The 26,096-nt window shown below is 49.4% G+C and carries 20 protein-coding genes, 3 tRNA genes and 1 pseudogene; 10 read left to right on the plus strand and 14 right to left on the minus strand.

The window, feature by feature from the left end:
• Window positions 1-20: 20 nt before the first annotated feature.
• Window positions 21-1,574, minus strand: a complete 1,554-nt coding sequence (locus tag NSQ73_RS21395; RefSeq protein ID WP_340988093.1) for a S41 family peptidase — start codon at window positions 1,572-1,574, stop codon at window positions 21-23.
• A 136-nt stretch (window positions 1,575-1,710) separates the two neighbouring features.
• Between NSQ73_RS21395 and NSQ73_RS21400 the strand changes: the two genes are divergently transcribed.
• Entirely contained in the window at window positions 1,711-2,076 is a 366-nt protein-coding gene (locus tag NSQ73_RS21400; RefSeq protein ID WP_052421766.1) for a VOC family protein, read from the plus strand.
• Window positions 2,077-2,532: 456 nt separating this feature from the next.
• Here the strand turns inward: NSQ73_RS21400 and NSQ73_RS21405 are convergent.
• The 5 genes from NSQ73_RS21405 to NSQ73_RS21425 form a co-directional block, all read right to left on the minus strand.
• A tRNA-Lys gene (locus NSQ73_RS21405) sits at window positions 2,533-2,605 on the minus strand.
• Window positions 2,606-2,829: 224 nt separating this feature from the next.
• Window positions 2,830-4,149, minus strand: a complete 1,320-nt coding sequence (locus tag NSQ73_RS21410; RefSeq protein WP_340988094.1) for an APC family permease — start codon at window positions 4,147-4,149, stop codon at window positions 2,830-2,832.
• A 50-nt stretch (window positions 4,150-4,199) separates the two neighbouring features.
• The gene (locus tag NSQ73_RS21415) at window positions 4,200-4,673 is read right to left on the minus strand and encodes a GNAT family N-acetyltransferase (protein ID WP_340988095.1); all 474 of its coding nucleotides are present in this window, start codon (window positions 4,671-4,673) and stop codon (window positions 4,200-4,202) included.
• A 132-nt stretch (window positions 4,674-4,805) separates the two neighbouring features.
• Entirely contained in the window at window positions 4,806-6,743 is a 1,938-nt protein-coding gene (locus NSQ73_RS21420) for a serine hydrolase (RefSeq protein ID WP_340988096.1), read from the minus strand.
• Window positions 6,744-6,904: 161 nt separating this feature from the next.
• On the minus strand, window positions 6,905-7,324 hold the full coding sequence (locus NSQ73_RS21425; RefSeq protein ID WP_340988097.1) for a DUF1801 domain-containing protein: 420 nt from the start codon (window positions 7,322-7,324) through the stop codon (window positions 6,905-6,907).
• Between the two features lie 293 nt (window positions 7,325-7,617).
• Between NSQ73_RS21425 and NSQ73_RS21430 the strand changes: the two genes are divergently transcribed.
• The 5 genes from NSQ73_RS21430 to NSQ73_RS21450 all read left to right on the plus strand — a co-directional run bounded on the left by NSQ73_RS21430 (window position 7,618) and on the right by NSQ73_RS21450 (window position 12,935).
• The gene (locus NSQ73_RS21430; protein WP_340988098.1) at window positions 7,618-8,811 is read left to right on the plus strand and encodes a serine hydrolase domain-containing protein; all 1,194 of its coding nucleotides are present in this window, start codon (window positions 7,618-7,620) and stop codon (window positions 8,809-8,811) included.
• A complete protein-coding gene (locus NSQ73_RS21435; protein ID WP_340988099.1) occupies window positions 8,812-9,630 on the plus strand; it encodes an ABC transporter permease in 819 nt (272 codons plus the stop codon).
• A 28-nt stretch (window positions 9,631-9,658) separates the two neighbouring features.
• Window positions 9,659-10,441, plus strand: coding sequence for an ABC transporter permease (locus tag NSQ73_RS21440; protein WP_340988100.1), 783 nt, complete (start codon window positions 9,659-9,661; stop codon window positions 10,439-10,441).
• Entirely contained in the window at window positions 10,438-11,433 is a 996-nt protein-coding gene (locus tag NSQ73_RS21445; RefSeq protein ID WP_042135467.1) for an ABC transporter ATP-binding protein, read from the plus strand. The genes NSQ73_RS21440 and NSQ73_RS21445 overlap by 4 nt, the downstream gene beginning before the upstream one ends.
• A gap of 359 nt (window positions 11,434-11,792) precedes the next feature.
• Entirely contained in the window at window positions 11,793-12,935 is a 1,143-nt protein-coding gene (locus NSQ73_RS21450) for an asparaginase (protein ID WP_052770157.1), read from the plus strand.
• Between the two features lie 80 nt (window positions 12,936-13,015).
• On the opposite strand, the gene NSQ73_RS21455 is transcribed toward NSQ73_RS21450, so the two are convergent.
• Entirely contained in the window at window positions 13,016-18,616 is a 5,601-nt protein-coding gene (locus NSQ73_RS21455) for an Ig-like domain-containing protein (RefSeq protein WP_340989352.1), read from the minus strand.
• A gap of 287 nt (window positions 18,617-18,903) precedes the next feature.
• Here NSQ73_RS21455 and NSQ73_RS34995 point away from each other — a divergent pair, with 287 nt between their 5' ends.
• Entirely contained in the window at window positions 18,904-19,041 is a 138-nt protein-coding gene (locus NSQ73_RS34995) for a putative holin-like toxin (RefSeq protein WP_445669573.1), read from the plus strand.
• Window positions 19,042-19,188: 147 nt separating this feature from the next.
• Here NSQ73_RS34995 and NSQ73_RS21460 read toward each other — a convergent pair whose 3' ends face one another.
• On the minus strand, window positions 19,189-19,665 hold the full coding sequence (locus NSQ73_RS21460; protein ID WP_340988101.1) for an IS1096 element passenger TnpR family protein: 477 nt from the start codon (window positions 19,663-19,665) through the stop codon (window positions 19,189-19,191).
• A 124-nt stretch (window positions 19,666-19,789) separates the two neighbouring features.
• On the opposite strand from NSQ73_RS21460, the gene NSQ73_RS21465 reads away from it, so the two are divergent.
• The 3 genes and pseudogenes from NSQ73_RS21465 to NSQ73_RS21475 form a co-directional block, all read left to right on the plus strand.
• A complete protein-coding gene (locus NSQ73_RS21465) occupies window positions 19,790-20,353 on the plus strand; it encodes a hypothetical protein (protein ID WP_042135460.1) in 564 nt (187 codons plus the stop codon).
• Window positions 20,354-20,405: 52 nt separating this feature from the next.
• The gene (locus tag NSQ73_RS21470) at window positions 20,406-21,734 is read left to right on the plus strand and encodes a TerD family protein (RefSeq protein WP_340988102.1); all 1,329 of its coding nucleotides are present in this window, start codon (window positions 20,406-20,408) and stop codon (window positions 21,732-21,734) included.
• 411 nt (window positions 21,735-22,145) lie between these two features.
• Window positions 22,146-22,367, plus strand: a pseudogene (locus NSQ73_RS21475) (transcriptional regulator); the annotation flags it as partial.
• Window positions 22,368-22,672: 305 nt separating this feature from the next.
• On the opposite strand, the gene NSQ73_RS21480 reads toward NSQ73_RS21475, so the two are convergent.
• From NSQ73_RS21480 to nrdR, 6 genes are all read right to left on the minus strand, one after another.
• Entirely contained in the window at window positions 22,673-23,128 is a 456-nt protein-coding gene (locus tag NSQ73_RS21480) for a DoxX family protein (RefSeq protein WP_340988103.1), read from the minus strand.
• A 20-nt stretch (window positions 23,129-23,148) separates the two neighbouring features.
• Window positions 23,149-23,742: a TetR/AcrR family transcriptional regulator gene (locus tag NSQ73_RS21485; protein WP_340988105.1), complete on the minus strand. Its 594-nt coding sequence runs from the start codon at window positions 23,740-23,742 to the stop codon at window positions 23,149-23,151.
• 163 nt (window positions 23,743-23,905) lie between these two features.
• Window positions 23,906-24,454: a GNAT family N-acetyltransferase gene (locus NSQ73_RS21490; RefSeq protein ID WP_340988106.1), complete on the minus strand. Its 549-nt coding sequence runs from the start codon at window positions 24,452-24,454 to the stop codon at window positions 23,906-23,908.
• Between the two features lie 616 nt (window positions 24,455-25,070).
• Window positions 25,071-25,143 (minus strand) — tRNA-Lys (locus NSQ73_RS21495).
• A gap of 6 nt (window positions 25,144-25,149) precedes the next feature.
• Window positions 25,150-25,225 (minus strand) — tRNA-Ala (locus NSQ73_RS21500).
• Between the two features lie 246 nt (window positions 25,226-25,471).
• Window positions 25,472-25,948, minus strand: a complete 477-nt coding sequence (gene nrdR / locus NSQ73_RS21505; protein WP_039305242.1) for a transcriptional regulator NrdR — start codon at window positions 25,946-25,948, stop codon at window positions 25,472-25,474.
• Between the last annotated feature and the right edge of the window lie 148 nt (window positions 25,949-26,096).

Consider the following 26,096-nt stretch of genomic DNA (forward strand, 5'->3'; position numbering starts at 1 on the left):
TACTTAGAACTCACATTCCATTATAGACTCAGCATGACCTTGCGGATCCACTCCTCATTCTTCAAAACCTCAGGTTCATAACTCTCCGGATAGGCCGTTGGATAGCGGGATTCGTCCATCAGCACATCCGGCGCAGTCCCGTAGATTTCATTAATCCGGCCTTCAGCGTTGCTGTTCAGGTCCGTTTCGAGTTTAAATATAATCCCGCTGTTCGGCAGAGCGTACCTGTAAGGCTCCATATAGACACAGGCTCCACCCGCCGTATTCGTTCCGGCCACCGTTCCCAGGCCCAGCTTGCGGACAGCGGCCGTGAAGTTGTCTGCTGCCGAGAAGCTGTCACCGTCTGCAAGCACATATACCTTTCCGTCAAAGAGAAAAGAATCTTCCGGCTGCCAGTACTTGGTCACCGTATAAGTGTCCCAGTCCGCAGAGTCTACTCCCGGGAGTTGCTCTTTCTTAACCTCTGTTACGTCATATCTGTCCTTATTGGTCAGAGTAGAGCTGACGAATTGTTTGTACAGGCGAAACCGCAGCCCAAAACGTTCACCGAATGATTTCTTCACGCTTGCGGATTGCTCGTAATCCACGGGCGCTTTTAACAAAGGCTTCAGCAGATTATCCGCCCAATAATCATCATCACCGCCGCCGTTCCTCCTTAGATCAATAATCAGCTTGCTGTATTTCCCTCCCGACTTCTTCATGAAATCCTGAATAACCAGTCGGTCCTGCTCCTTATACATATCTGCAAAGCTAAAAATCCTTATATATCCGGTCTGGTCATCCAGCTCAACGGGGATAACATTGCTGTCAGGCTGTTCATTCCGGTATGGCGCCGCATATCCCTTGTACACCAAGAAATCCCCCTTGGCCATCGTGCCATCCGGGCGGACCGCTTCAATCATCCAAGCACCGTTCCCCGGATCAGCACTAAGTAGCGTCTGCAGGTATACCCGATGAAGCGCAGCATCCCAAACTAGATGAAGCCGTGTCTGCAAAGACTTAACATAATCCTCAACAGCCAGACCGTTAATTCGCTCAATTATTGAACCTTGCGGAAAAAGAGTCTCTCTCGCCTGATAATCCTGCGCCAGCACATATTTACCCTGCTCATAGTGGATGTCTGCTTTGCTGTGCACATACATCTCCACACCGGACGCCATGTTAAGCCAGTAGTCTCTGGAGCGGTAGGCTTGTTTATCAATGTTATAGAAGAAAGCAAGCATAGGATTGTACGGCTCATCAAAGACCACCTGTGCATGGCCGGCTTGCCCCAAGAATGTCATGTATTCATAGAACAGCCGGAGAAATTCAGCATTATCGGCAGATTCCCCGGCCCGGGTTATGAATGCCTGACTGATTACGTCCATATTCTCAAGACCTTTATCCTGCTCAAGCGCCTTATCCAGCGGATAAACCTCCTTCACGAGCTTGGCCAGATATTCAAAATCCTCCCGCTTCCGGGCCGCTGTTAATTCAGGCACCTCTTGTTGCGGACCCTCGCGCCATATCGTTCCTATGAAGGCCAGCAGTCCCATAAGTACTAGAAATATCAATAGCAGCACATACTTCCTCATCTTCCGGCCTCCGGCAATATAACAGAATCATTCCAGATAGATTATAACGTTACCGGCAGACTGTGTATGTTAAAAAAGCCGTACACATAGCGTATAATAGACACTACCAAAATTCACAGCAAAGGATATGAGAAACATGAACTTGAGTATGAACTGGATTACGCTCAGAGTGCGCGATCTGGAGGCTTCCCTTGATTTCTATCACAGGATTCTGGGCCTTCCCATTGAGCGCAGATTTGAGAGCAGAGGCAGGCAAATTGTCATGCTGGGTGCAGAAGGACAACCGAAGATCGAGCTTATTCAGGGAAGTGATCCGGCGCTAAAGCCGGAGTGCGGTATTTCAGTAGGTTTCGAGGCAGGTTCACTGGACGAGGCTATGAAGGAGCTTAGTAACGAGGGAATTCCGGTAGCACGCGGACCCGTCTCGCCGAATCCGCATCTGCGGTTCTTTTACATTCTAGACCCGGACGGCTTCGAAGTACAGATTGCGGAGCATTGCTAGCTCCTGTTCTGACAAGCATGATCAAGTTTAATTTCAAGCGAATCAGCAAACTACGGTAATTGAGTATAGGCTAATGCTAATTAATGAGTCGTGCTTAGAGATCGCCGCCGTAGTTTACCCAGTACATAGAGTATTAAATGGAAAAACGTATCTTAATTTCGCACTTTTGACTAATTTCAGGATTTTAGTTGGAGAAACGTCACTTAATTTCTCACATCCACTCTACTTTATGGCATTTACCGCAAATTAAGTGCTGTTTATCCAACTGCTGTCCGGCGAGGGCTTCTCTATTCATCAGCAAGTGGAGAAAATCCATAACTATTTCCGGCGCTGATTCAGCCCAACCCTCGCCAACGCTGCTCCCGGATGCCTTAGCCGCCTCTTCAGCGATATTCCAACTTTATTATTCACGCCTTAAACGACAAAAAAACGGCATCTCTGCCGTTTCTTCTGTGATGGACTCTCAGGGGCTCGAACCCTGGACAAATAGATTAAGAGTCTACTGCTCTACCAACTGAGCTAAGAGTCCGTATGTGTCTATGTATTCTGATCTACAAGACGGTAATCTCTAAGCTGTGAACGCCCGCTCAAAAGATACTTTCATAGTATACTTAATATAACTGCCCTTGTCAACAAATAATTATATTTCCTCTTGCTCAGCTGTTAACTGCTGCAGTACAAAGCCCTGAAGCACCTTGTACTGCGCAGTTTATTTCATATTCAGCTTACCCTCGGACAATCTGTGAACTTACTCTACACACGGTTCTTCCGGATCATCACATAATAGACCGGGAGTCCGGCCAGCGTAATGCCGATCCCCACCAGCGAACGCAGCGGATCACTGATGATCGTGCTGGCCAGAATATATATTCCGCCTGCCACGCCCAGTATCGGGGTGAACGGATAGAGTGGCACGCGGTAGCGGCCTGGTTCATGCGGCATTTTCTTGCGCAGGATGAACACGCCGAACACACCCATCGTAAAGAAAATCCACAGGACAAACACCAGCAGGTCTGTCAGCGTATTGAAGGTACCGGAGAAGATGTAGATCACCGCCAGCACACTCTGAAAAATAAGCGCATTCGCCGGGGTCTGGAACTTCGGATGAATACTGCTGAGCACCCGGGAAAATGGAATCTGCCGCTTCTCCCCCATCGCCTGCGGCACCCGCGCAGCGGTCATCAGATACCCGTTCAGCGCTCCTAATACGGAGACAATGATCCCAGCCGTAATAAAAGCTCCGCCGCCGCTGCCGAACAGTGCTTCTGCCGCATCTGCACCCGGAGTCTGGGAGGAAATAATCTGATCATAGGGCAGCGCTTTGAACACTGCAATGTTGAACAGTACATACACGGCAATTACAAAAATAACACCGATCGAAATGACTTTTGGCAGTGTTTTGGCCGGATTGTTGATTTCACCCGCCATGTTGGTCACGCTGATCCAGCCGTCATACGCCCAGAGTGTGCCCAGAACCGCCGCCCCGAAGCCCGCGCCTGCCGCTGATGCACTGATTCCTCCAAAGCCGGGAGCCAGATCCGAGAACAAGCCTACGCCCACGATGCCCGCTACCGGAATCAGCTTACCCACAGTTGCCACAGTCTGGATGATTCCGCCGAACCTTGTGGCGATGACATTCATCAGCAGAATGAAAGCCAGAATACCCACGGCCAGCAGCTTCTGCTGCCAGTGATTCAGCGGCAGGAAGTAGCCGGAGTATGTGGCAAAAGCAATCGCCAGCGCGGCAACAGAAGCCGGATAGGAAATCACCGCCTGCACCCAGCCGAGCAGGTAGCCGAATACCCCGCCATACAATTCACTTAAATATGTATACAAACCTCCTGACTTCGGAATCGCGGCAGCAATTTCCGCCACGCTCAGCGCCGAAGCCAGTGTAATAATCCCCCCGGCACCCCAGGCCAGGATACTCATCCATGGAGTTCCCGCGTTATTCAGCACAATCCCGGGCTTCAGAAAGATCCCCGATCCGATAATCATCCCGACCACAAGGGCCAGGGCTTGCATGAAGGTGATACTTTTGGTTAACGGCTTCGAATTCATAATGTAATTCATTGTCCTTTCATTCTCAGGTTTTTATTTATCAAACGTCCTCCAGGCTAAATTCAACTCTGCACTCCCCTATTCCGCAGGACAAATTTCTGATGAGGGTAATTGAATTCTTCCACCAGCTCCGCTTCGGTAAAGCCGATTTTTCTATACAATGAACGCGGGGCAATCCCCTTGCTGTCATTCTCCCTAAAGGTTATTACAGAGATATCCGCATCCTCCGGAAATAACGGCAGCATCCGCTGAATCATAGCTTCAGCAATACCTTGTCTCCGGTGTTCAGGATGGACAGCCATACAGGAGAGGCACTTGGCATTATATGAAAATAACAGAAGTCCAACTACCTCATCGGCAAGCTTGGCACACACCGCAGTTCGCCTGTTCATATTCTTAATTACCGTCTGCCTGTAGCCTGCCAGTAATTCATCCGTATCTATACCCGGAAAGTTATCGCGGACGATATCAATCATGTGCATCCAGGAATCGAGATCTGATAATTCCGCTAACTGAACCGTGTATTCATCATTCATGCTTCATCCCTCCAGAATGGCATTGTCGCATGGAATTATAAGAAATACCATTACAAAGTTAACAGGCCATGTGAAAATTACCTGCAGCACAAAAAAAGGAGCGGATGAATCGCCCCTTCTCCCTGTATGTTCTTATTGCGGCAGCAGCATGCGGAACAGCAGAGCCGCCATCTCCTGTTTGCTCAGCGCACGTTGTGAACCGTAGTCGGATATGCCGTCCGACTCTGTAACCTCCGGTCCATACAGCTTCCAGCTAACAATTGAACGGACAGCATCGACAGCAGCTTGAATATCCTGCCCGTACAGTGAATTACCGGTGTCCTTGAATAAGGACGGATTCGATGACTCCGGGATGCTCCATATCGTATTAAACGTATGGATGAACGCTCCGCGGGTAACTTTTTGCTCAGGCCCAAACGGCTCCGAAAGCTTCTCTGTCAAGAAGCCCAGTGACCGCAGGCTCAGAATATAGCCGGCATACGGATGATTGGCCGGCACATCCGGAAATCCGGCTGGATTCTCCGGGAGTTTGGTAGCATAGCTATATAGATTGGAGTATTTCATATAGAGGATATGACCTTCATTATCCGCTTTGAAGGCCAGCGGATTCCCCTCCTCATCCACGAACAGCAGCTCGCCAATCTGCTTCATCTGATGACGGCTGAGCACATCACTCACCGTTAGGGTGCCGTCTACGTTTGCTTGAACTTTCGTCAGCAGCTTAATTCTTAGATCGGAGTACAAGCCCTCGAACCTGGCCAGTTCCTCCGCAGCCTGTACCTGATACCCCTTCGGTTCATACGGCGATTGTCCCCCTGCATAATAATGATTCATAAATGCGGTGAACAGATCATTACGCAAATCCTGATTGGTATTGTATGATACGAACACTCCAGTACGCCGGTCAGGCAGAACCCACAGCAGAGAGCTGTAACCTAGAATGTCTCCGCCTTTGGAGATCACCTTCTCCCCTTTCGTCAGGGCCGGGATTACAGGCGCTTCAAAGCCATAGGTCGTATCCGGCAAATCGGGATGAATAACCATCCGGTAGGAAGACATAGCCTTAACCGATTCCCCGGACAGGATTACCGTACCGTCAGCAGCCTTGCCGCCATTCAGAAAAGCTTCCATGAATAGCGCCATATCAGATGCGGTTGATAACATGCTGCCTTCAGGCCACTCCGCCGGAGAGAAGCCGTATAGCGATATAGCGCCGCCCTCCCCGTCATAGGAAGGTACGAGCCGGTCTGCCAATTCAGGAGTTACACTGAAGCCGCTTGAATTCATGCCAAGCGGCTTAAACAGATGGTTCTCCACATAGCTCCCGAAGGATTCTCCGCTTACCTGCTGCACGATATATCCCTGTAGTCTGGAAGCGAAATTATCGTACATGTAAGAGGCTCCCGGCTCGCGGACCACAGGAGGAAAGACATCATAGATACTTTCCTTTAAAGAAACCGGCTTACGGGAAGTGTCGTACAGATAGCTGGCGTCGGCAGGTTCGCGTACTTCAAAACCTGTCGTATGCGTCAACAGATGTTCCACCGTCACCGGAGTATCATAAGGATTCGTTAGCGTATAGCCGTCCAGGTATTTTTCAATATTGTCCTGAAGTGAGATCTTCCCTTGATCGACCAGCTGCATAATGGCAGCTGCAGTGAATACCTTGGACACGGAGCCGATCCGGAACGTATCCCTGCTTGCATCTACCCCTGACTTCGCTGATTTGCCGGTTACCCCATACCCCTTAGAGATAAGGGTCTCCCCGTCCTGAACGACTGAGACCGCAGCAGCTCCGGCTTTCGCCTTAATATCCGATCTGGCAAAAAAATCATCCAGAAACGCCTCGACTTCCTTCGCATCATGAGGGCCATTTCGTACATCTGCAGCGGATGCGCGGCTGAGTTCGGCATGCAGTTCGATAGAGGCTGGACTCACTGAAGATTCCGGCTGCTGAGCATAGGCACTTCCCACATTAACACAACCCATTATAATCAGAGCGCTTAGAATGCCGGACTTGATACGGGTGTTATCCCTTTTGTTATTCCTTTTGATATTACCTTGTTTCAACTGCAGCCTCTCCCTAATGTCCTTAAATTTGGAGTTCCAAAGGGCGGAGTGAAGTATCCGTTCCAGCCAACTCCTTCATTGTAGGGGGTCGGGTAAGCACTGTCGTGCGATTCACCTGCTAATTAAGAGGTCTCATGTGACATTGCTGTCACTTGCAGGCTTCAAGCTCCGTAAGTCTCTCTTAAGAACTTCACAGATTGCTGAATGAATGCCTTCAGGACAACGGCATCAATATCGTCCAGCTTATTTACGTATATACAGGCTTTGCCCGCTGTGTGCTTCCCCAGCCTCTGCAGCAGCTCTTCCCGCTGGGCATCACCCGCTGCAAAGTATAGGCTGATCTTCGCTTTTCTCGGCGAGAAGCCTACCAGCGGTGCATCCCCTTCATGCCCTGTCGCATACTTGTAGTGGTACGTTCCGAAACCAATAATGCTAGGGCCCCACATTTTCGCCGGATAACCCGTAGTTTCGCTGAAAATATCTAATAATTTATAAGCACCCTCACGTTTCCCTGGACTCTCTATTTGTTCAATAAACTGGGCGACGCTCTGCTCAGTCTCTTTCGTTTTCTGCTCGTACATAGGTGATTCACTCCTTTAATATATGTTCAACACGAACATTCCCCGCCATCCTGTCTCTCCCTGTTAATTTCTCACCACTATATCACATTCTTGTTATTCCATAACAGCAGCTCACTAAGTCAAGTTTGGTTATAAACAAACTCCCCATTGCAACATCCAATCCTTGGAATATACTTAGACGTATCGTGCCAGCAGCCATTGCCATCCTGATTGGCATGTGCTTGTCACAGTGAAAGCGCTTAGATATTTATTTGAGCCGTACACGGCACTACTAAATTTTAAGGAGGCATATTATGCTGCACACTCTTGGTAATACCGACTGCTCACCGGCAGAGGTAGGTTATGACGCTTCACGAATCGGTGTTTTGCACAGCCATTTCCAGAATCTGATCGATGACAAGAAGATCCAGGCTGCCTCTTACTGCGTATCCAGATACGGCAAGACATTCATGCACGGCGCCATAGGGCCCCGCTCATACCGTGAGGACCGGACGGAACCGCTTTTACCGGCAACCGTCCATAATATCGCATCCATTACCAAAGCCATTACCTCAGTAGCCATTGCTAAGCTTGTGGAGGACGGATTCATCCGCTTGGACATTCCTGTCGGGACGATTCTGGAGCCCTTTAACGTGGAGCCATTCAGCAAAATCGATATCTACAGCCTGCTGACCCATACCTCGGGCCTGTTTCCCGACTGTGCCGGCAGCATGATCCCCTACCATAAGTCTTACTGGCAGCTGATCGAAGAGTACTTCGACAAGTATAATCCTGAGGAGGGTAAGCCGGACTGGATTTCAGCTGCACTGAGCTGCGGGGTTAATAAAAAGGTTGGCGAGGAGTGGCAATATTGCTCATTCGGCTTCTGTATCCTCGGTGAGATTATTAAGAAAATCACTGGCGTTACCGCCGAGCAGTACATAGAGGAGCAGATTCTGAAGCCGCTCGGAATGAAGGATACGATGTGGGAACCGACTCCGGAGCTGGCTGCACGCTTCATTATAAGAAACGAAAGAAAAGAAAAGCGGCTCCATGACCTGATCCATGGTACTCAGCCAGAGCTCTCTCCGGCAGAAAAGCTGTGGGAGACGGTGTCCAGTACCGGCGGAGGCCTGGTCTCAACACCCGCCGATCTCATCTTGTTCGCCAATATGCTGCTGAGCATGGGCACGCTGGGCGATACCCGGATTGTGGGCCGCAAGGCCGTCGAGAAGCTCACCACCCGCACCCTCTATGGCGTGCCCGATTACTGCTGGGGTAACAATGTCAAAGACCGGAGCTACGGGATTGGACTGGATATGAGACAAGGTCCTGCCTTCCTCTACTCTGAGGGCAGTTACTTTCATGAAGGTGCAGGTGCCTGCTGCATGGCTATCGACCCTGCAGAACAGCTTGCTGCGGTATGGTTCGTGCCTTTCACTGACGATAACTGGTATGCGGAAGGGCTGTTCAATGTAACCAATATTATCTGGTCAGGACTGATCTAAATGAACCGCCTTAAGCATAACTGGCTTGTTTGCCGCTCGGTAGCGGAGGTGACCTATAAAGAGTGGAGTGCCTACCGCACCCATTCCCTGGTTTCCGTTATCGTCGGCCCTGTATATTTCATGGTGCAATATTTCATCTGGACAGCGGTATATGGCGGGCAAGCTACACTGGGGGGAATGGATCTCCACCAGATGATCCGCTATTTCGGGGCAACGGCGCTGATCGGTTATCTGATTATGGATTTTGCCGACTGGAACCTGTCCATGCTCGTGCGCACCGGCAAGTTTCTGACCTTTCATCTGCGGCCGGTTCATCACCGTTCCTTCGCCTTGTTCCAGAAGCTCGGGCACCGCTTCCTGGGCTTCCTGTTTGAATTTGTGCCCTGCCTTTTCATTTTTATTTTTATATTCGGAATCGATATGCGGCCGGCAAGTTTCCCGTGGACACTATTGTCAGTGCTGCTGGCTTTTCTGATGAATTTCTATGTGAACTATACGATTGGTCTGACTTCATTCTGGCTAGTGCAGTCGGGCGGAATCCGCAGCGCGTTCATGCTGGTGTCGGCTATTTTCTCAGGGGCGCTCATTCCGCTCGCCTTCTTCCCGCACTGGCTGCAGGTCATCCAGTTCTTCCTGCCGTTCCAATACATCGCCTACATGCCGGCAATGGTGTTCACCGGGCATTATTCGCTCGGCGGCCTGGAGCTGTCCATTCCGCAGGCGGTAGGACTGCAGGCCGTGGCAGTGCTGATTACTTTTGGACTTAACGAGGCTATCCGCCGCCAGGCCATGAAGCAATTCACGGCTGTCGGCGCGTGAATGCCCTGATGAAAGGACAATTCTCAACATGAAACGGTATCTGGAAGTGTATAAGCAGTGTATGTACTCCGCTGTTCAATCGGCTGCGGCTTACCGGATGAACTTCATCGTCAGCAGCCTGATCACGCTGGCCGGCAACATTCTCTTTCCGCTGGTGACCCTGCTGATCTACAGGTCAGGCACCAGCTTCCCGGGCTGGAGCCTGTATGAAGTACTGCTGATCCAGTCTGTGTTCACCATGTCCAGCGGCCTCTCCAGCCTTGTCTTCGGCGGGGTTCTCTGGACCACCATGTCGCATGTTCGCGAGGGCAGCTTCGAGGTGATTCTGCTTAAACCGCTGAACCCGCTGTTTTTCATTGTGGCCACGACATTTTCTACCGAAAGTATCGGCCTGTTCCTGGGCGGTGTGGCGCTGTTCATCTTCTCAGCCCTGCATGTAGGCGCGATTTCTGCGCTCGCTTGGTTGCAGTTCGCCGGCATGTTCATCGCCGGGACAGCTGTCCTGGCCGGATTATCTCTGATAATGGCTGCGATGTCCTTCAAATGGGTAGGCAATTCGCGAATTTCTGAGCTTGCGGACAGCGTGCTGCAAGTCGGCAAATATCCGCTGCCGATATTCCCTCAGGCTGTGCAGGCCGTAGCCACGATGATCATTCCTGTGGGCATGGTAGGCTTCCTCCCGGCGTCGGCTTTATTGGGACGGGTGCAAGCGAGCGATTTCGCGGCGATTGTGCCCTGCTTTTTATTTATGGCAGCAGCCGTATGGGTATACCGGCATATGATCAGATTGTACGAGGGGGTAGGCGGATGAAGCCGGTTATTGATGTGAAGCATTTGACCAAGACATATACAACCTATAGGCGTGGCGCAGGCATGGGGCAGACCTTCAGGAGCTTATTCCAGCGTGAAGAAGTCCTAGTCCAGGCCGTAAGCGATATCAGCTTCTCCATTGCGCAAGGTGAAATCTGCGGCATTCTGGGGCCCAACGGGGCGGGCAAATCCACCGCTATCAAAATGCTCTGCGGCGCGCTCTACCCCACAAGTGGAGAAATTCAGGTACTGGGTTATTCGCCTGCCCGGGACAGGAAGCGTTATGTCGGCCAAATCGGGGCCGTCTTCGGCCAGAAATCCCAGCTGATCTGGGATATTCCGCCGATCGACAGCTTCAACATGAACAAAGCCATCTACGGGATTACCACTAAGGATTACAACAACCGATTGGAAGAACTGACCGGGCTGCTGGATATAGCTTCTGTGATTGAAAAGCCCACCCGGGTGCTATCCCTCGGTGAACGCATGAAATGCGAATTCGTCATGGCGATGCTGCATGGACCGGACATCCTGTTTCTGGACGAGCCGACTATTGGCCTGGATGTAATCGCCAAGGTCAAGATCCGCGAATTCATCCGCCAGATGAATCAGAAACAGAATATGACCTGTATCCTGACGACCCATGATCTTGAGGACGTGGAAGAGCTTGCCCACCGAGTGATTGTCATTAACCATGGGGAGAAGGTGTTTGATGATTCGCTTCAACGGCTGAAGCTTTTCCTGGGGGAGAAGAAACAGGTTAGTTTTACTTTTGTAGAATCTGCACAGGGCACTGACTTCGACAACACCTACACCAAGGTCATCGAACGGCCGTCTGACTTTCAGATTACACTTGAGGTGGATACAGCACGGATTTCTATCAGTGACTTCATCGAAAATATCTCCCGGAAGCACCAGTTCTCCGACATCTCCGTCAAGGAACTGCCGATCCAGCAGGTGGTCATGAATATCTATGAGAATGCGAAAGCTTAATGTACAAAAGCAGAATGGGCCGTCACAGGGATGTGATCGGCCCATTCTGCTGTATTCGGGACAAACCTCTTACTTCACAGCAGCCAGCTCGGACGCCAGCTTCTCGGCCCCGTCCCGGCCGCAATGAACTTTGCGAAGCCCGCTCATGACGTCCACGCTGGCACCGGCAACCGATTATCGGAGCCAAATATGCTCATTGTGTTATATAAAGTAACATTAAAAATAATTATTTCTAATATTTATACATATTTGATGCATATTTATAGATTTATTTTACATAAAAGTAAAAATATCATTTTGACATTTATGATTTATGTCATATATAATTACATTGAATTTTAAATAAAAGGAGGTCACTTATGAATTTTATTCACAAAAGAAGTCTACGTCTCTTCACCGCCCTACTTGTTCTCTTCACCATGTTGTCATTCCCTTCCATCACGAAGGCCGCCGAAGTCAGCGTACCCGGGAAAATTATTCCTAATGTCGTAGTGGTAGGCGTCGGCGGAACGATCACCTCCACTTCGCCTTCCAGAGAACTGTTTCAGACTTACGGCACACCCAAGGTACCGATTAATGATATTATCCAAAGATTACAGCCCGAGCTATCCAAAGTAGCTAATGTCACCAGCACTGAGCTAAGCAACATCAGTTCGGCGCAAACCACCTCCAAGGACTTATATAACCTCACGATCGCTATCGATAAGGAACTGGCCAATCCGGCTGTTAATGCAGTAGTTGTTACTACCGGCACCAACATCATGGAAGAGCTGGCCTACTGGACCGATCTCACCGTCCGCAGTCCGAAGCCCGTTATCTTCACAGGATCCATGAGACAATCCAATACTATCTCCTTCGACGGGGAAGCCAATCTGCTTAATGCTATCCGGCTGGCAGCAAGTCAAAAAACAGCCTACTATGGCACTGTTTTGATGATGAACGATGAATTTTTCGCCGCAAGAGAAGTCACCAAGACAGATGCTCTGCGTCTGGATACCTTTGACGGGGGCCGGTACGGCGCTCTGGGAACGGTAGACGAGAACCGGATTCGTGCCGTTCGTGCTCCAGCCCGCGTCAAGGATGCCGGAACGGATAAGTGGAAAACTCCATTTGATCTCAGCACGATCCAGCCAGAGGACCTGGCTAAGGTTGACGTTGTATACAGCTACACGGAAGCCTCCGCAACACCCATCACTGCCTTGGCCGATGAAGGCGTTAAAGGGATTGTAACTGCGGGTCACGGTGCCGGCGGTATCTCCACCGCGCAGCAAGCCGCCCGCACAGCGGCAATCGAGAAGGGCGTCCTGTTCGTCAGCGCGACTCGCGCGGGTTCAGGGGCGGTATATGACACTGGAGCCAAAGGAATCATAGGCGCAGGCGACCTGCTCCCGCAGAAAGCGAGAATCCTGCTTCAGCTCGGCCTCACCTTCTCCAAGGATCAGGAACAGATCCGTCAGTGGTTCTCTACGATCGGCATGCCGGATTTCGATATGAGCAAATAGTCGCCGGCAGTCTAAACGAATTTGCAAAAAACAGCCCTCCCCCCGTCAGAAGACGGAAGGAAGGGCTGTTTTTGTAGTGATTATTCTGCTGTGTGATCCACCGATGCCGCTTGGATATTGCCGAATGCCCAATACTGCGCAGGGACGTCGGACCATCGCGGTGCCGCGCTTGTCAGCGGAGTGATGCCCAGGGCACGGTTGACGATGGTTACGGCCTCCGCACGGGTTAACGTTTGGTTCGGACGGAAGGTTCCATCTTCGTAACCGGTGATCATGCCCGCTTTGGCCGTCGTTTCAACGGCTGCCTGTGCCCAGTGGCCGGCAATATCGCTGAAGCTGACTGCATTCCCCTGACCGTTAGTAACCAGACGGGACAGAATGGTCGCCATTTCGGCTCTGGTGATCGTTTGGTTTGGTTTGAAGCTGCCGTCAGCGTAACCTTTCATAATACCGCTGCTGCTCACCAGATTAATTGCATTTGTTGCCCAGTGGCCGGCAGCAAGATCTGTGTATGCAACGCCGGAAGTACTGGCTGACGGGTTGAAGGTACGGGCAATGATGCTGGCCATTTCTGCACGGGTAATGCTCTTGCCCGGCTGGAAGGTGCCGTCAGCGTACCCCGTCATATAAGCCTTCACTTGTACCGCAGGATCTTGCGCAAGAACAACTGTAAATGTACTGAATTTATTGACATTAAATTGAATTCCGGACTTGCCGGTTTGGCCGAAGGGTACAATTTCGCCTTTAACCAGTTCTTTGGTGCCGTCGCTATGCTCAATGAAGACCGCCAGTGCCTTCAGCTGTTCTGCAGTTAACGAAGTGTTGTTAATCGGCAGCACCAGCGTCACCGGACGGCTCTGCAGATTGGTATCAATCGTTACCGGACGGCCTACCAGCGTCACCGCCCCACCTCCGGACAGACTTTGAACCTGTGCTTTTGCACGCGCTTCAGCATCTGCACTCTGCTGCTGCGTTTTTAAGGGTACCAGGTTGAAATAAATATCTGTACCAAACCCTACCAGAGAGCTTCCCGGCACCTTCACTTCCGCATTAACCGTGAAGATGTCCAGACTGATTTGATTATCGGCAAATGCCTTGCTGGAAGCGGCTGGAATCGTCAGTCTAGTTTCCGCCACCTCATCATTGACATCAGGAACAATGATTCTGGCAATATTGGAGCCAGCCGCCTTAAGCTCATTAATTGCTCTGAGCGCTTGATCCAATGCGAACGTAATGACATCACTTTTCACACCATTTGCATCCTTCGTACGGCTAACGACAACGGAGGATACATTGGGGCCTTGGGTTGAGCCGTTTTCAACGTTTAGATTAATGGTTTCGGTCTGTGTGCCCGGTGTCGGTGTTGCTGCAGGAGCCGCTCCTCCGGAACCTCCAGAACCCGATGCCGGAGGATCTGTTGGCGTGACGGGTACAGGAACGGTTGAGAAGTTCCAGACGGTTTTATCCGCAATCCCCGCAAAGCTGTTCCCTGACTCATCAGTAAATGCACCCGGGTGAATCAATACATAATAGCTGCCGCCCTGCTTCAATATACCGCCTGTATTAATGCTGACGGTAGCATTCGTAATGGTGACAAGCGCCTGATTACCCGCTTTAATCGTCGTTACAATCATATCATCCGCCGCATTCACAATATCAATATTGGCATCCCCGGCTAATACATTCTCGTTAAAGGTCAATGAGAGCGCAGCGGATGTGGATACTTGGGTTGCATTGTCTGCCGGACTATAAGCTGTCACCAGCGGCGCTGCTGTATCAGGCCCGCTGGCTGTTACAAACCGCCAGGCTGTGATGCCTGCAATACCGGCAAAGCTGTTGCCTGCATTATCTTTAAAGGCGCCTTCTGTAATCCGGACAAAGTAGCTTGTACCATGCTCCAGATTGTCAGCCGAATTAATAGTTACAACATTATTCTGAATCGTTACGATGTCTGATGCGACGGGAATCGTCACTATCGGATGAATCTCATCTGTGCTTTTGAAAATCTCAATGCTGCCTTCCGCTTTCTTTACATTCTCGCTGAAGGTAAGAACCAGATTAGCACCAATAGCTACTTCCGTTGCCCAAGGCTCCGGCGAATACGTGCTCACCGTTGGTGAGGTTCTATCTGGTACACCGGTTGTTGTAAAATTCCATGCTCCGCTGTCGGTGATGCCAGCATAGCTGTTGCCTGAAGTATCTTTGAACGCCCCGGTTCCAATCCGTACATAGTAACTTGTACTATACTTCAGATCGCCAGCCGGATTAATCGTCACTACATGATTCTGGGTGGTTACATTTCCGGAAGCAGCGGGAATTGTAGCTACCGGCGCATTATTCGCACTATTGTAGATCACAATGTTGCCTTCCCCCGCCGTTACATTCTCGCTGAAGGTAAGGATAAGATTATCATCAATCCCCACTTCCGTTGCCCCAGGCTCAGGTGAAAACGCGGTTACTGCTGGCGCTGTCGTATCTGGTGCAGCAACTGTTGTAAACTGCCAGGTCGTGCTGTCAGAGATGCCTGCAAAGTAGTTGCCCGCTGTATCTGTGAATGCATCGTCCGTGATCTGAACAAAGTAACTGGTACCATACTCCAGATTGTCAGCCGGATTAACCGTCACTACATCATTCAGGATGGTTAGGTCACTGGCGGAAATCGTAGCTACCGACATGTCAGACGCACTGTTATAGATCACAAGGCTGCCTTCACCCGCCGCTACATTCTCGCTGAAAGTAAGCACAAGATCGGTCTCAACCCCTACACCTGTTGCACCGTTAGCAGGTAAATACGCGCTTACTGTTGGTGCAGCCGTATCCGGTTCACCGGTTGTTGTAAACCGCCAGGTTGTGCTGTTCTCGATGCCAGCATAATTGTTGCCGGCCGGATCTTTGAATGCCCCGGACCCGATCTTCACAAAGTAACTTGTGCTGTAGTCCAGCTTATCCTCCGGATTGATTGTTACCAAGTTGCCTTGGACCGTTACATTTTCGGAAGTGACAGGAATGGTCACAGCCGGGGTATTGCTATTCGCACTGTTATAAATCTCAATGCTGCCTTCTGCTTTGGTTACATTCTCACTGAAGGTAAGGGTCAGGTTCGCGCCAGCGGCAACCTCCGTTGCTCTATCCTCAGGCGAATAAGAGCTCACCACCGGTGGTGTAGTATCCGGCGCCTCTTCTGTTGTAAACTGCCAGGTCTCGCTGTCCGTGATTCCGGCATAATAGTTGCCTGCCGGATCAATGAATGAACTATCTCCAATATTCACAAAGTAGCTTGTATTGTATTTCAACGGGAAAAACGGGTCAATAGTAATCACGCTGCCATCGATCGCTACGTTATTAGAAGAGATTGGAATAATCTGCACCGGTACATCGCTATCCGCGCTTTCGTAAATCTCAATGTTGCCGCTCTCCTTCGTTACATCCTCGCTGAATGTAAGCGTCAGATCCGCGTCAATGGCTACTCCCGTCTCTCCCTTATCAGGAGAATAAGCAGTTACAATTGGAGCTGTTTCATCCAGCTCGGCTACTGTCGTAAAGCTCCAGTCATCACCTACAATCGCTACATTCCCAATTTCACTCTCGTTGTAGAACGTATCGCTGTCAATTGTGACTGCATATTTAGTCCCTTTATCCAAATCCTTTTCCGGATTAACCGTTACAGTATTATTCTGTACGGTTACCCTGATGCTGTCGTCCACCGGGATGGTTTCAAGCGGAGCTGACAGATCCGAAGCTTTGTAAATGTTAATATTTCCACTGGCTGCTGTCACCTTCTGATTGAAAGTCAGAACCAGCTCAGCATCGGTTGCTACATCTTTCTCAGCATTCTCTGGAGACTGACTTATAACCCGCGGAATGTTGAGAACCGGATAGGACACAATCATCACGCCGGGGTCACCGACTGCGATAAAACGATCTTGCCCGGCAATAAACCCGATGCCGTTAAGTTTTTTAGTCGTGCCTGTAGTCTCAGGGTGCCAAGTCTGGCTTGGATCAGCTGTGTAGTAGACATTCCCGCTGTCTCCCGCTGCCATAAATACTCCGCTTCCGGATGCAACTCCATTCAGATTCACTTGGCCGTCAATGGTTCTGGCCGACCATCTTGAGCTATCCGCAGAGATTACGACCGTTCCGGACGCGCCGACCGCCACGAATAAACCGCTGCCGTAGCTGATGCCGTTCAACAATTTACCGTTCGTTTTGGAATCTTCCGATTTCCACTCCGCTCCATTGGAAGAAGTTACGATGGTACCGCCAGCACCTACAGCCACGTATTTGCCGTTGCCATAGGTAACAGCATTTAAGTGATTCACGGTCTTACTGTCGGAGATCCTCGCCCAGTTGACTCCGTCTGAAGACACTACAATTTTCCCGCTATTGCCTACTGCAACAAAAAGGCCGCTGCCGTAAACAATACCATTAAGCGTAATAGCATCCACCGAGGTTCCGGCTGTCCAACTAGTACCGTTGTTGCTGGAGGTCAGGATTTGGCCGTTCGAGCCGACCGTTACGAACTTGCTGTTGCCGTAAGCAATGCCGTTAATAGCATTAGTAGTGCCGCTAGCAACCTTCGACCAGACCTTACCGTCGGTGGAAGTACCGATCAATCCATCTGTACCAACGGTAATATAGGTATTATTGGCGTAGGTTACCGTCTTCAGTGCACTGGAGGTGGGGGAGCTGAATTTTTCCCAGCTGCTCGTTCCGCCAGTACTTGCTGTCGCGAAAAATACAGTACCCTCTGAGCTAACGATAAAATAACCAAAATCGGTAGCCTTGATTTTCATCAGATTATCCGTAGCTCCGGCTACTGAAACTGAACTGCTCCAACCGTTCGTTCCGGTGGCTGAATATATCAGTTTGCCTGCATCGCCGGCAATGAAAAATCTGTTGTTTCTATAAGATACACTATTGAAATCCGACTTAATACTATTCGTTCCCTTTGTCCATGTGCCCAAAGCGTTCGGGGCGCTTAGGATCTCACCTGCAGCTCCGGCCGCAACAAATACATTGCCGCCATAGCTGATGCCGTTCAAATCATTAGTAGAACCGGAAGTCTGCGGCGTCCAGGCCAGCCCATCCGAAGAGTTAATAATTTCCCCGCCATCGCCAACAGCTACAAACTTGCTGTCACCATAAGCAATAGCGTTCAGATTCACACTAACGCCTGAGGTTGAAGCAGCCCAAGTGACGCCGCCATCGCTAGACGTAATTATTTTGCCTGAATCGCCGACTGCGACTAATCTGCTGCCGCTGTAAACAACTGCATTCAAGTTTTCAGATATATTTTCAGATATGCCTGTAGTCTGAGTGGTCCAGGAAGCACCATCTGTTGACGTTATGACGGTTCCCTTGTCTCCTACAGCAACAAATTTGGCGTTAGCCCCTGAGCCTATATTTATAATATCGTTCAAGTCATTAACTACCCCTGAATTACGGATCGCCCAGGTCGTGTAGTTGCTGAACGTACCCACGCTTCCTCCTTCACCTACCACAACGACTGTATTTGCGCCTATAGTTACTCCCATTACTTTGTTGCCGCTTGGCAGCGGGCTTAGGTTCTCCCAGCTTACCGGAGCTGTATTCTCCGTACCTGCAGATGCGGGCAATGCTCCTGTCACAAATAAACTGATTACGAGTAACAACGAGAAATACTTCTTCAATCCCCTGCTCATTAACAATGTATCGCTCCCCCTTATTCATTCATCATTTTCCGTCCGCTGTATAGCAAGCTTTGCTGCAGTTTGTATACGCTCCCTTAGCTCCCGCATTCTCCCTTCATCTTGCTTATCCGCGGACAAAAAACAATTAAATCTAACTAGAAATTTTCATATCTGCGGTCCATTCTATCAGACAGCTCTAAACAAACTCTTAACAATTCTCGACAAAAACCGCCTCACCAGGTCCTACATGGGGGAAATCTCTCGAAAAAGCGAAAAAAAATCTCTCCTCCCCGAAAAAAATGTCTAAAACAAAAAAACGCAAGGAGCTTTCGCTCACATGCGATTCAGGAACATTTGTATTCTCCGTATACCTAACTCTGATGATCATGTTCGGCATGTTCATTATTGCATTGCTCAACTACCTCAAAAAGAAATAGACCGCCTTAGTCCAAAGGATGCGGTCTATTTCTGCCCGTAGCACCTAAAAGCCTCCGCCCTTAAAAGCGGCTATTGCTCAGAGAGTCGTGTTGACGTGTTCAGTACAAAACCTACAATGAGGATTTCGCGGACTACATGCCGGCAGGTTATTCATCTTCGTCCTCATATTCTTCTTCGTCTCCGAAACCTCCATATTGATTTGGCACCTCTCCGTCACTCTCCATAATCCTCGGTAATTTCTGACCCGGACTCACCTCTATAGTTCCCAGATACTGAACAATAAAATGCCATTCATCACCGTAGTCGAATAAGAGTAACATCTTTTGTTTAGGAGTATGGAATACTTTATTGATTTTTGCCCTGTTCACGCCGGGGAACTTCGTCTTCTCACCGATATCAGCAAACAGCTCGTAGCCTTCTTCAGAGCGCGTCCAGTTTTTGATATTATCATAGAAACCAAAGGCGTGATCCAGATCAAAATCAAAGGCTTCAATCGAAATTTCCGCCAGAGCATACAATGAGTCTTCGGCAGCAATGACTATATTACGGAAAGGCCGTCCACGAACCGCACCGTTCCTGTCGCTTAAGGTTATTTTAAAGGCTATGCCTTCATTATTCTTCATCGTTCATCACCTCACTACTAAACTACTAAATCTTATATAAATAATCAACCGTGCTCTCCCAAGATTCCCCATCTTCTGCTATGCTAATAGAAATCCCAATAAGAAGCAGGAGGCACGAACTTGAATGGATGCATTTCAATATGAGCTTACTTCAGAGACTACAATTAATCTGAAATATGAGTATGGAGGCGAGTACTTCACGTTCAGCCTGTACCGGGATGACAGAGGCTGGGTGCTTCACCCCTTTGACGGCATTCTGCTGAGGAATCCGGCAATGTGCTCTCTTGTCGCCCAAGAGCTGTTCAAGCACAAGCCTTTTCAGGTCATGCTGGCAAAAGAGGGAATTCTTTTCACCGATATACGTTCCACTGTTAACCTCGATAATGTGAACACTCCGGTTGCCGCGCGCAATGAGCGGGAGTCCTACGATAACCCGGCTGATGACCTGATGGAATTTGTTCAGCAGCACTCGGTGGAAGAGGTCATTGATTACGAATGTAGTCTCGTCGAGAACCGCATTTCCTTTTATAGAGAAATCCTGCAGCGGATGTTCATGGACAATCTGGGCCCCTCGGATCCGGAATTCCAAAAGGTGCAGGATATTGTACGTATCTACGAACATTCTTTAGATAAGCTATCCAGTCTGAATGGTCCGAACCTCGATGCCGGAAGACGCGGCAGATTCTAAGCTCCTTCACGTATTCATTCAATTCTACTAATCTTATGAAAGGCTGGTTCCAATGACCGCTCAGCTGATAAAGGGACAAAAATGCAACTTAACAAAAGATACGCCTCTCCTTACCCGTATCATCGTCGGAATGGGCTGGCACAATACGGGCTCTGCGGTTGAGGTTGATTTTTCCGCCTTTTTGCTTACGCCATCCCAGAGCGTCTCAAAAGATGAGGACCTTATTTTTTATGGCAACCTTTCTACTCCTGACCAATCTGTAAGTGTATTGCAGTCTGATAAAAAAGCCTACGCAGGGTTAACCGATAACACACAAATCGCTGTCAGTCTCAGTCAGATTCCTGCAGAATACGAGCGGATTGCATTTGCACTAACGATCTATGAGGCTGAGAAGCGGCAGCACAGCTTCTCGCTGCTGGACGATGCATATTTACGGATCATCAATGCTGCTGATGGAACTGAGCTTCTCCGCTACAGGCTGGGTAAAGCGTTCACTGTAGAGACCGCGATTGTCGCCGGAGAAATCTACAGATACCAGAATGAATGGAAATTCAGCGCAGTGGGTTCCGGATATGCAGGCGGTTTAGCTGCCCTATGCCAAAGTTATGGGATTCGGGTCAATGACATTCTGCCGTCTGTCCAGCCCGCCAGCCGGGTGGTTCAGCCGCAGCAGTCTCCCCTTATTCTCCCTGAGCTGAGGTCACGGCCTAAACCGGCGGGTAATTTGCCTCCTTCTTCACCAGCTTTACCTCCAGCATCGCCAGCAGCACCGCCAGCCCCTCCATTAAATCCGGGTACCCTCCTGCTTAAGAAACGCGGGGAGCGGATCAATCTGCAGAAAGGGGCAGGATCACTAGGCGAGATCCTGATTAACCTGAACTGGGTGCAGACCCAATCATCCGGCTGGTTCGGCAGCAAAGGTATCGATCTTGATCTCGGTTGTCTGTTTGAATTAAAAAACGGGCTTAAGGGCTCTGTCCAGGCACTCGGTGAGTCCTTCGGCAGCTTGAACAGGCCGCCCTACATTTCCCTGGACGGGGATGACCGCACCGGATCGATCGCCACAGGTGAGAATCTGCGGATTAACGGCCATTATCTTTCCGAGATCAGCCGGATTGTTGTCTTTGCCTTTATCTATGAGGGAATCACGAACTGGTCGCAGGCTGACGCCCGTGTGACTATCAGGCAGCAGGACGGGCCTGAGATCGAGGTCCGGCTGGATGAGCATAACAATAATAAGGGAATGTGTGCCATCGCCATGATTCGTAATCAGCAGGACGAGACCTTCAGCGTGGAGCGGCTCGTAGAATATTTCGCCGGACACGAGGAATTAGATCAGCACTATAACTGGAATCTGAAGTGGGAAGCCGGGAGCAAATAGAGGGGCTCGGTTGCGGACCAGAGAGTTCTTATTTCCTTGAGAAACCCTGTTTCGTATTTCTTACGGACACAGATGTACTTATTTGCAGATATTCGGGTGAAATATTGCCAAATGCCATGGGATAAGTACCGTATGGTCCGTTAGCTCGGCAAAATATGCTGATTATCAAAAAGGCAATTCGATAATTCAGCTTACTACACACTCCTACGAAATAAATTGAATTCACTTTTCACTTCGCGTTATAATAGAAGACATAGGTTTTGAAGCACACGCCGCTTTTAATGCTCTCCCCCATCCAAGATTGATTTAAGGAAGGGGTGAGTATTAAGGCGGCTTTTTTGCGAGGGAAAATAGCGCTCAAGGAGGAGCACCGCGAAAAACAACTTGGAGAATGAAAGTAACCACTGGTGAAAGGAGTTACTCGGTAAAGGATTAGGCCATGGAACCGTTGAGTTCCTCCGCACAATATGGTTTCCGGCAATCGGGAATCTGGATCATTTGTTTCCGGAATGGGAAGTGCGCGACTTCAATAACGGGTACCGACATTTGGATTTGGCTTATATGCCTGGAGGTGTAAAGGGCGGAATTGAGATTCAGGGCTATAGACCTCATGCCAGGGATCTTGATGTTAGATTGGATATCGCAAGCGGCGGGCAGTAGCGTAATCGTGCCTATCAGCTAAGAGTTTAACTAAGTAACAGGGGTGGGCAGCATGCTAAATTGCCAGATAATTTGATCTGTTCTTATAACGATCTTTAGGGGAGGAATGGTTGCCTGGCGTCAAAACTAGGGAATGATTTATAAATAATAGTGTTGTATGCAACAACAAATGGCACTATGTCGCTCCGGTCGTGGCAGGTAGAGGCGTGTGAGTGGGCGGGCAAGAGGTGCAGCAGCTTAATTTGTTGCTTGTAGCGGATGGCTGAGTGTTCCTCCCGTTAACCAGGTAGATAGAACACTGGGGAGGCAAGCAGTACTGCAGTGATAAATATGATCTGAATTCCTATGCGCACCGGCAATTTCGGCACAGGCTTGCCGCCAGTTGTCAACTTGTTGCGGGCGGCATAGATATTGGCGGGGAGCATTGCGATAAGAAGCAAAACGAGGCACACAGAAGCAGCTGGTGAGAAAACGGGCAGAAGGATACCGATAGCTCCGGCAATTTCCAAGATCCCGGTAACCGTCACAATCCATTCTTTCTGCGGAAAACCAGGCGGCACCATTCTTACCAAATCAGACCGCCGCCGCCCCCAATGAGCAGAAGCACCCATTAGGAGCATTATGGATACTGCCCATTGAATGGAGGTATGCCAGTCATTCCAATAAGTCACGCCCAGGAAACCAACCACCCGAAACAGCAAAAAGGATAAGATGAGCGCTATAAAAGGAACCATTTTATAATCCTCCCTTAACTTTATTTTTTTAGAATTCCGGCCATAAAGTCCGATACCTCTTTCGCTGCAACTGACCTAGATGATGGGCGCAGGGATGCCCGCACACGCAGACCCAGTGACAGCAGGACGAACAATTCCGCCGTCTCATCAGGGTTCACGTTTTCTTTGATCACCCCGTGCCTTTGACCCGTTGTAATCCACTGCCTGGAGACTGATACCGACCGCTCATGAAAATGCTCAAGCACTTCCGCTACCGCGGGTTCATTCTCCTTGCCCATCAAGTATAGAAGAACCTTATTGGTCGCTTCATGGCTGTCTTCCAATCCTGCAAGGCTCTTGGAGATGGCCAGCATTGGCCCGTCGAATGTTTTGTTAAGGCTGCCTGCCACTTCTTCCTCAAAACGTTCATTCACAGCTTCAAGCCGCTCCTCCAGCACCCAGGCAAAAATCTCATCCTTACTCTTTACATAATGGAATATTGCACCCTTCGATAATTGCGATTGCTCCATGATGTCCTTTAAGGTGATCGCATGGCAGCTTTTATCCCGCAACAATTCCTTGGTTGCATCCAGTAGTTGCCGGATGGTCTGCTTCCGGCGATCTGAGTTCTTCATGGCGATTCTCCTCCTTCGTTCTGCTTGGACTTTAATTTATCATGATTATACATACCGACCATCGGTTTGTAAATAGAAAAGGGGGCTCAGATACCCGAGACAAATAAAAAAGAACAGCAGCTCTGCCGTTCTTGGGGATAATCAAGCCATTCTACTCTCAGGCCTAATCTGTATATCTCGCCATCATATATGTACTGTAATATTTGCCGTCTGACAGGATACGGTCCTTCTTCAGTATCCCTTCAACTTCAAAACCAAGGCTTTGGTACAAGCGGATAGCCTTCTCATTGGTTTCCAGAACGCCGCTTAGAATGATTTTGGTTATTCCGTTTGCGTCAGCCCAGGAAATGGACGCCTGCAAAAGGTTTGCGCCTACTCCGAAGCCCCAATATTGTTTCAAGACTCCTACCCCAAATTCCACCTTGTGCTTAAACCGCTGAAGATCATGTCCTTCACACCGGGAATAGCCAATGATTCTGCCGTCCGCTTCTGCAACCAGACATATATTCAGCGGATGGCTCGTATCCCTCTCAATAATTGTTTCAAATCCGGCTTCATCAATAAAAGCTTCTCCCGGCACCCGGTCCATATGCTCGGTCTCCCCGTCAACCTGAAGCCTTACCCCGGACAGAGACTTCGCATCTGCCTTCACTGCTGAACGGATCGTGTAGTTTAAACCTTTGACAAGGTATTCCTGATTATTAATGATCATGGAATTACTCCCTTCTTAAAGAATCAATGACTAGCCGCGAAGAGTACACTGCACAACTATCCTTGAGTAAAGGCTGGTGCACCCCAGCCCCTTCTTCATCAAATCGCAATTTGAAAATGAATGGGTTATCCAATCGTGATCTATTCGTTAGTAATTTGTATCGTTTCATCGGTGATTGTTCTCCCATCGCTCCCTAATGCTTGGATGGCAATTCGATGATGCAATGACATCCCAGATATATTCCAGGTTAGATTCCAACCATCTTCTCCATTTATATCGTAACCGACAAGTTCTCTCTCTCCCCAAGCTTCTGTGCCCGTTGGGACCGCCCAAAAAAGAATCGTTTCAACGTTTGTAGCATTTACGGAAACATCCAGTTCGCCGCTGTTCTTCGGAACTATGTACCAACCATCTTTTTTGGGGAAATTAGTTTCAACATTCGATATTACAGGTGTAGTATCACCCGCCTGGGAAGAGATGCTCCCTTGATTTATATAAAAGTCCCCGGAAGAACATGCTATAAGAACGAATACATAATTTTCGATATCCGTCTACAGCTATATATATGGTATGAAGAAACAACAAAAAAACGGCATCTCTGCCGTTTCTTCTGTGATGGACTCTCAGGGGCTCGAACCCTGGACAAATAGATTAAGAGTCTACTGCTCTACCAACTGAGCTAAGAGTCCGTAGTATGGTGGAGAATAGGGGGCTCGAACCCCTGACCTCATCGCTGCCAGCGATGCGCTCTCCCAGCTGAGCTAATTCCCCATACGCTTGATTTCGAATCACATTATGTATTCTGAAATCCATTTTGAGCGGTTCGCTCAAGTCGCTTTCAAGTTGTTATGTTTCGTAGGCGACTTCTATATAATACAGAAATTCAGCATCAGTGTCAACACTTTTATAAAATTAATTAATTTCTATGCAGAGGCGCTTCACACAGAGGCCAGCCTCACAATATCAAGGCTAGCCCCTTTATGCCAGGAATGGCACATTACCTCTTCACAAAGCCTCCTACAGCCCGTCCAGCTCCTCAGTACCCTTAGAGAGCAGTCCCTTCAGTTCCTTCATAAACATGTTGATGTCCTTGAACTGGCGGTACACGGACGCGAAGCGAACGTAAGCTACCTCATCTACAGGATAGAGCTGCTCCATGACCAGCTCGCCGATCTGGCGGCTCTCGATCTCGGCCAGGGCGATGCCGCGCAGGCTTTTCTCAACCTCGGATACGATGACTTCCAGACGCTCTACGGAAACGGGACGTTTCTCACAGGCGCGGATGAGGCCACGGAGGATTTTGTCACGGCTGAACTCTTCGCGGCTGCCGTCTTTTTTGATGACAATCAGCGGGGTCTCTTCAATCATTTCGAAGGTGGTGAAGCGGCGGCTGCACAGTTCGCATTCGCGCCTGCGGCGGATGGACTTATTCTCATTGGCTGGACGGGAGTCAAGCACTTTGGTATTGGTGTGATCACAGTAAGGGCATTTCATAAGCTTCATCACTTCCTCATAGTAAGAATGGGTATGCCCCGCTCCTGAAAAACCAGGCTACACGGGGCTTATGTTAATTTCCAGAAATCACCGTTTATTTGTTGTTATGAATATGGCAAGTCCGGCACATAATACAGTTACCAACCGA

It is taken from the genome of Paenibacillus sp. FSL R10-2736, assembly GCF_038000245.1.
GTDB lineage: Bacteria > Bacillota > Bacilli > Paenibacillales > Paenibacillaceae > Paenibacillus_AQ > Paenibacillus_AQ phytohabitans.

Coding starts and splice junctions, on each gene's coding strand:
- NSQ73_RS21435 (WP_340988099.1), top strand. CDS start 8,812: ATGAACCGCCTTAAGCATAACTGGCTTGTTTGCCGCTCGGTAGCGGAG.
- NSQ73_RS21445 (WP_042135467.1), top strand. CDS start 10,438: ATGAAGCCGGTTATTGATGTGAAGCATTTGACCAAGACATATACAACC.
- NSQ73_RS21400 (WP_052421766.1), top strand. CDS start 1,711: ATGAACTTGAGTATGAACTGGATTACGCTCAGAGTGCGCGATCTGGAG.
- NSQ73_RS21485 (WP_340988105.1), bottom strand. CDS start 23,742: ATGAAGAACTCAGATCGCCGGAAGCAGACCATCCGGCAACTACTGGAT.
- NSQ73_RS21415 (WP_340988095.1), bottom strand. CDS start 4,673: ATGAATGATGAATACACGGTTCAGTTAGCGGAATTATCAGATCTCGAT.
- NSQ73_RS21395 (WP_340988093.1), bottom strand. CDS start 1,574: ATGAGGAAGTATGTGCTGCTATTGATATTTCTAGTACTTATGGGACTG.
- NSQ73_RS21460 (WP_340988101.1), bottom strand. CDS start 19,665: ATGAAGAATAATGAAGGCATAGCCTTTAAAATAACCTTAAGCGACAGG.
- NSQ73_RS21455 (WP_340989352.1), bottom strand. CDS start 18,616: ATGAGCAGGGGATTGAAGAAGTATTTCTCGTTGTTACTCGTAATCAGT.
- nrdR (WP_039305242.1), bottom strand. CDS start 25,948: ATGAAATGCCCTTACTGTGATCACACCAATACCAAAGTGCTTGACTCC.
- NSQ73_RS21465 (WP_042135460.1), top strand. CDS start 19,790: ATGGATGCATTTCAATATGAGCTTACTTCAGAGACTACAATTAATCTG.
- NSQ73_RS21490 (WP_340988106.1), bottom strand. CDS start 24,454: ATGATCATTAATAATCAGGAATACCTTGTCAAAGGTTTAAACTACACG.
- NSQ73_RS21410 (WP_340988094.1), bottom strand. CDS start 4,149: ATGAATTACATTATGAATTCGAAGCCGTTAACCAAAAGTATCACCTTC.
- NSQ73_RS21480 (WP_340988103.1), bottom strand. CDS start 23,128: ATGGTTCCTTTTATAGCGCTCATCTTATCCTTTTTGCTGTTTCGGGTG.
- NSQ73_RS21430 (WP_340988098.1), top strand. CDS start 7,618: ATGCTGCACACTCTTGGTAATACCGACTGCTCACCGGCAGAGGTAGGT.
- NSQ73_RS21440 (WP_340988100.1), top strand. CDS start 9,659: ATGAAACGGTATCTGGAAGTGTATAAGCAGTGTATGTACTCCGCTGTT.
- NSQ73_RS21470 (WP_340988102.1), top strand. CDS start 20,406: ATGACCGCTCAGCTGATAAAGGGACAAAAATGCAACTTAACAAAAGAT.
- NSQ73_RS21425 (WP_340988097.1), bottom strand. CDS start 7,324: ATGTACGAGCAGAAAACGAAAGAGACTGAGCAGAGCGTCGCCCAGTTT.
- NSQ73_RS21450 (WP_052770157.1), top strand. CDS start 11,793: ATGAATTTTATTCACAAAAGAAGTCTACGTCTCTTCACCGCCCTACTT.
- NSQ73_RS34995 (WP_445669573.1), top strand. CDS start 18,904: ATGTCTAAAACAAAAAAACGCAAGGAGCTTTCGCTCACATGCGATTCA.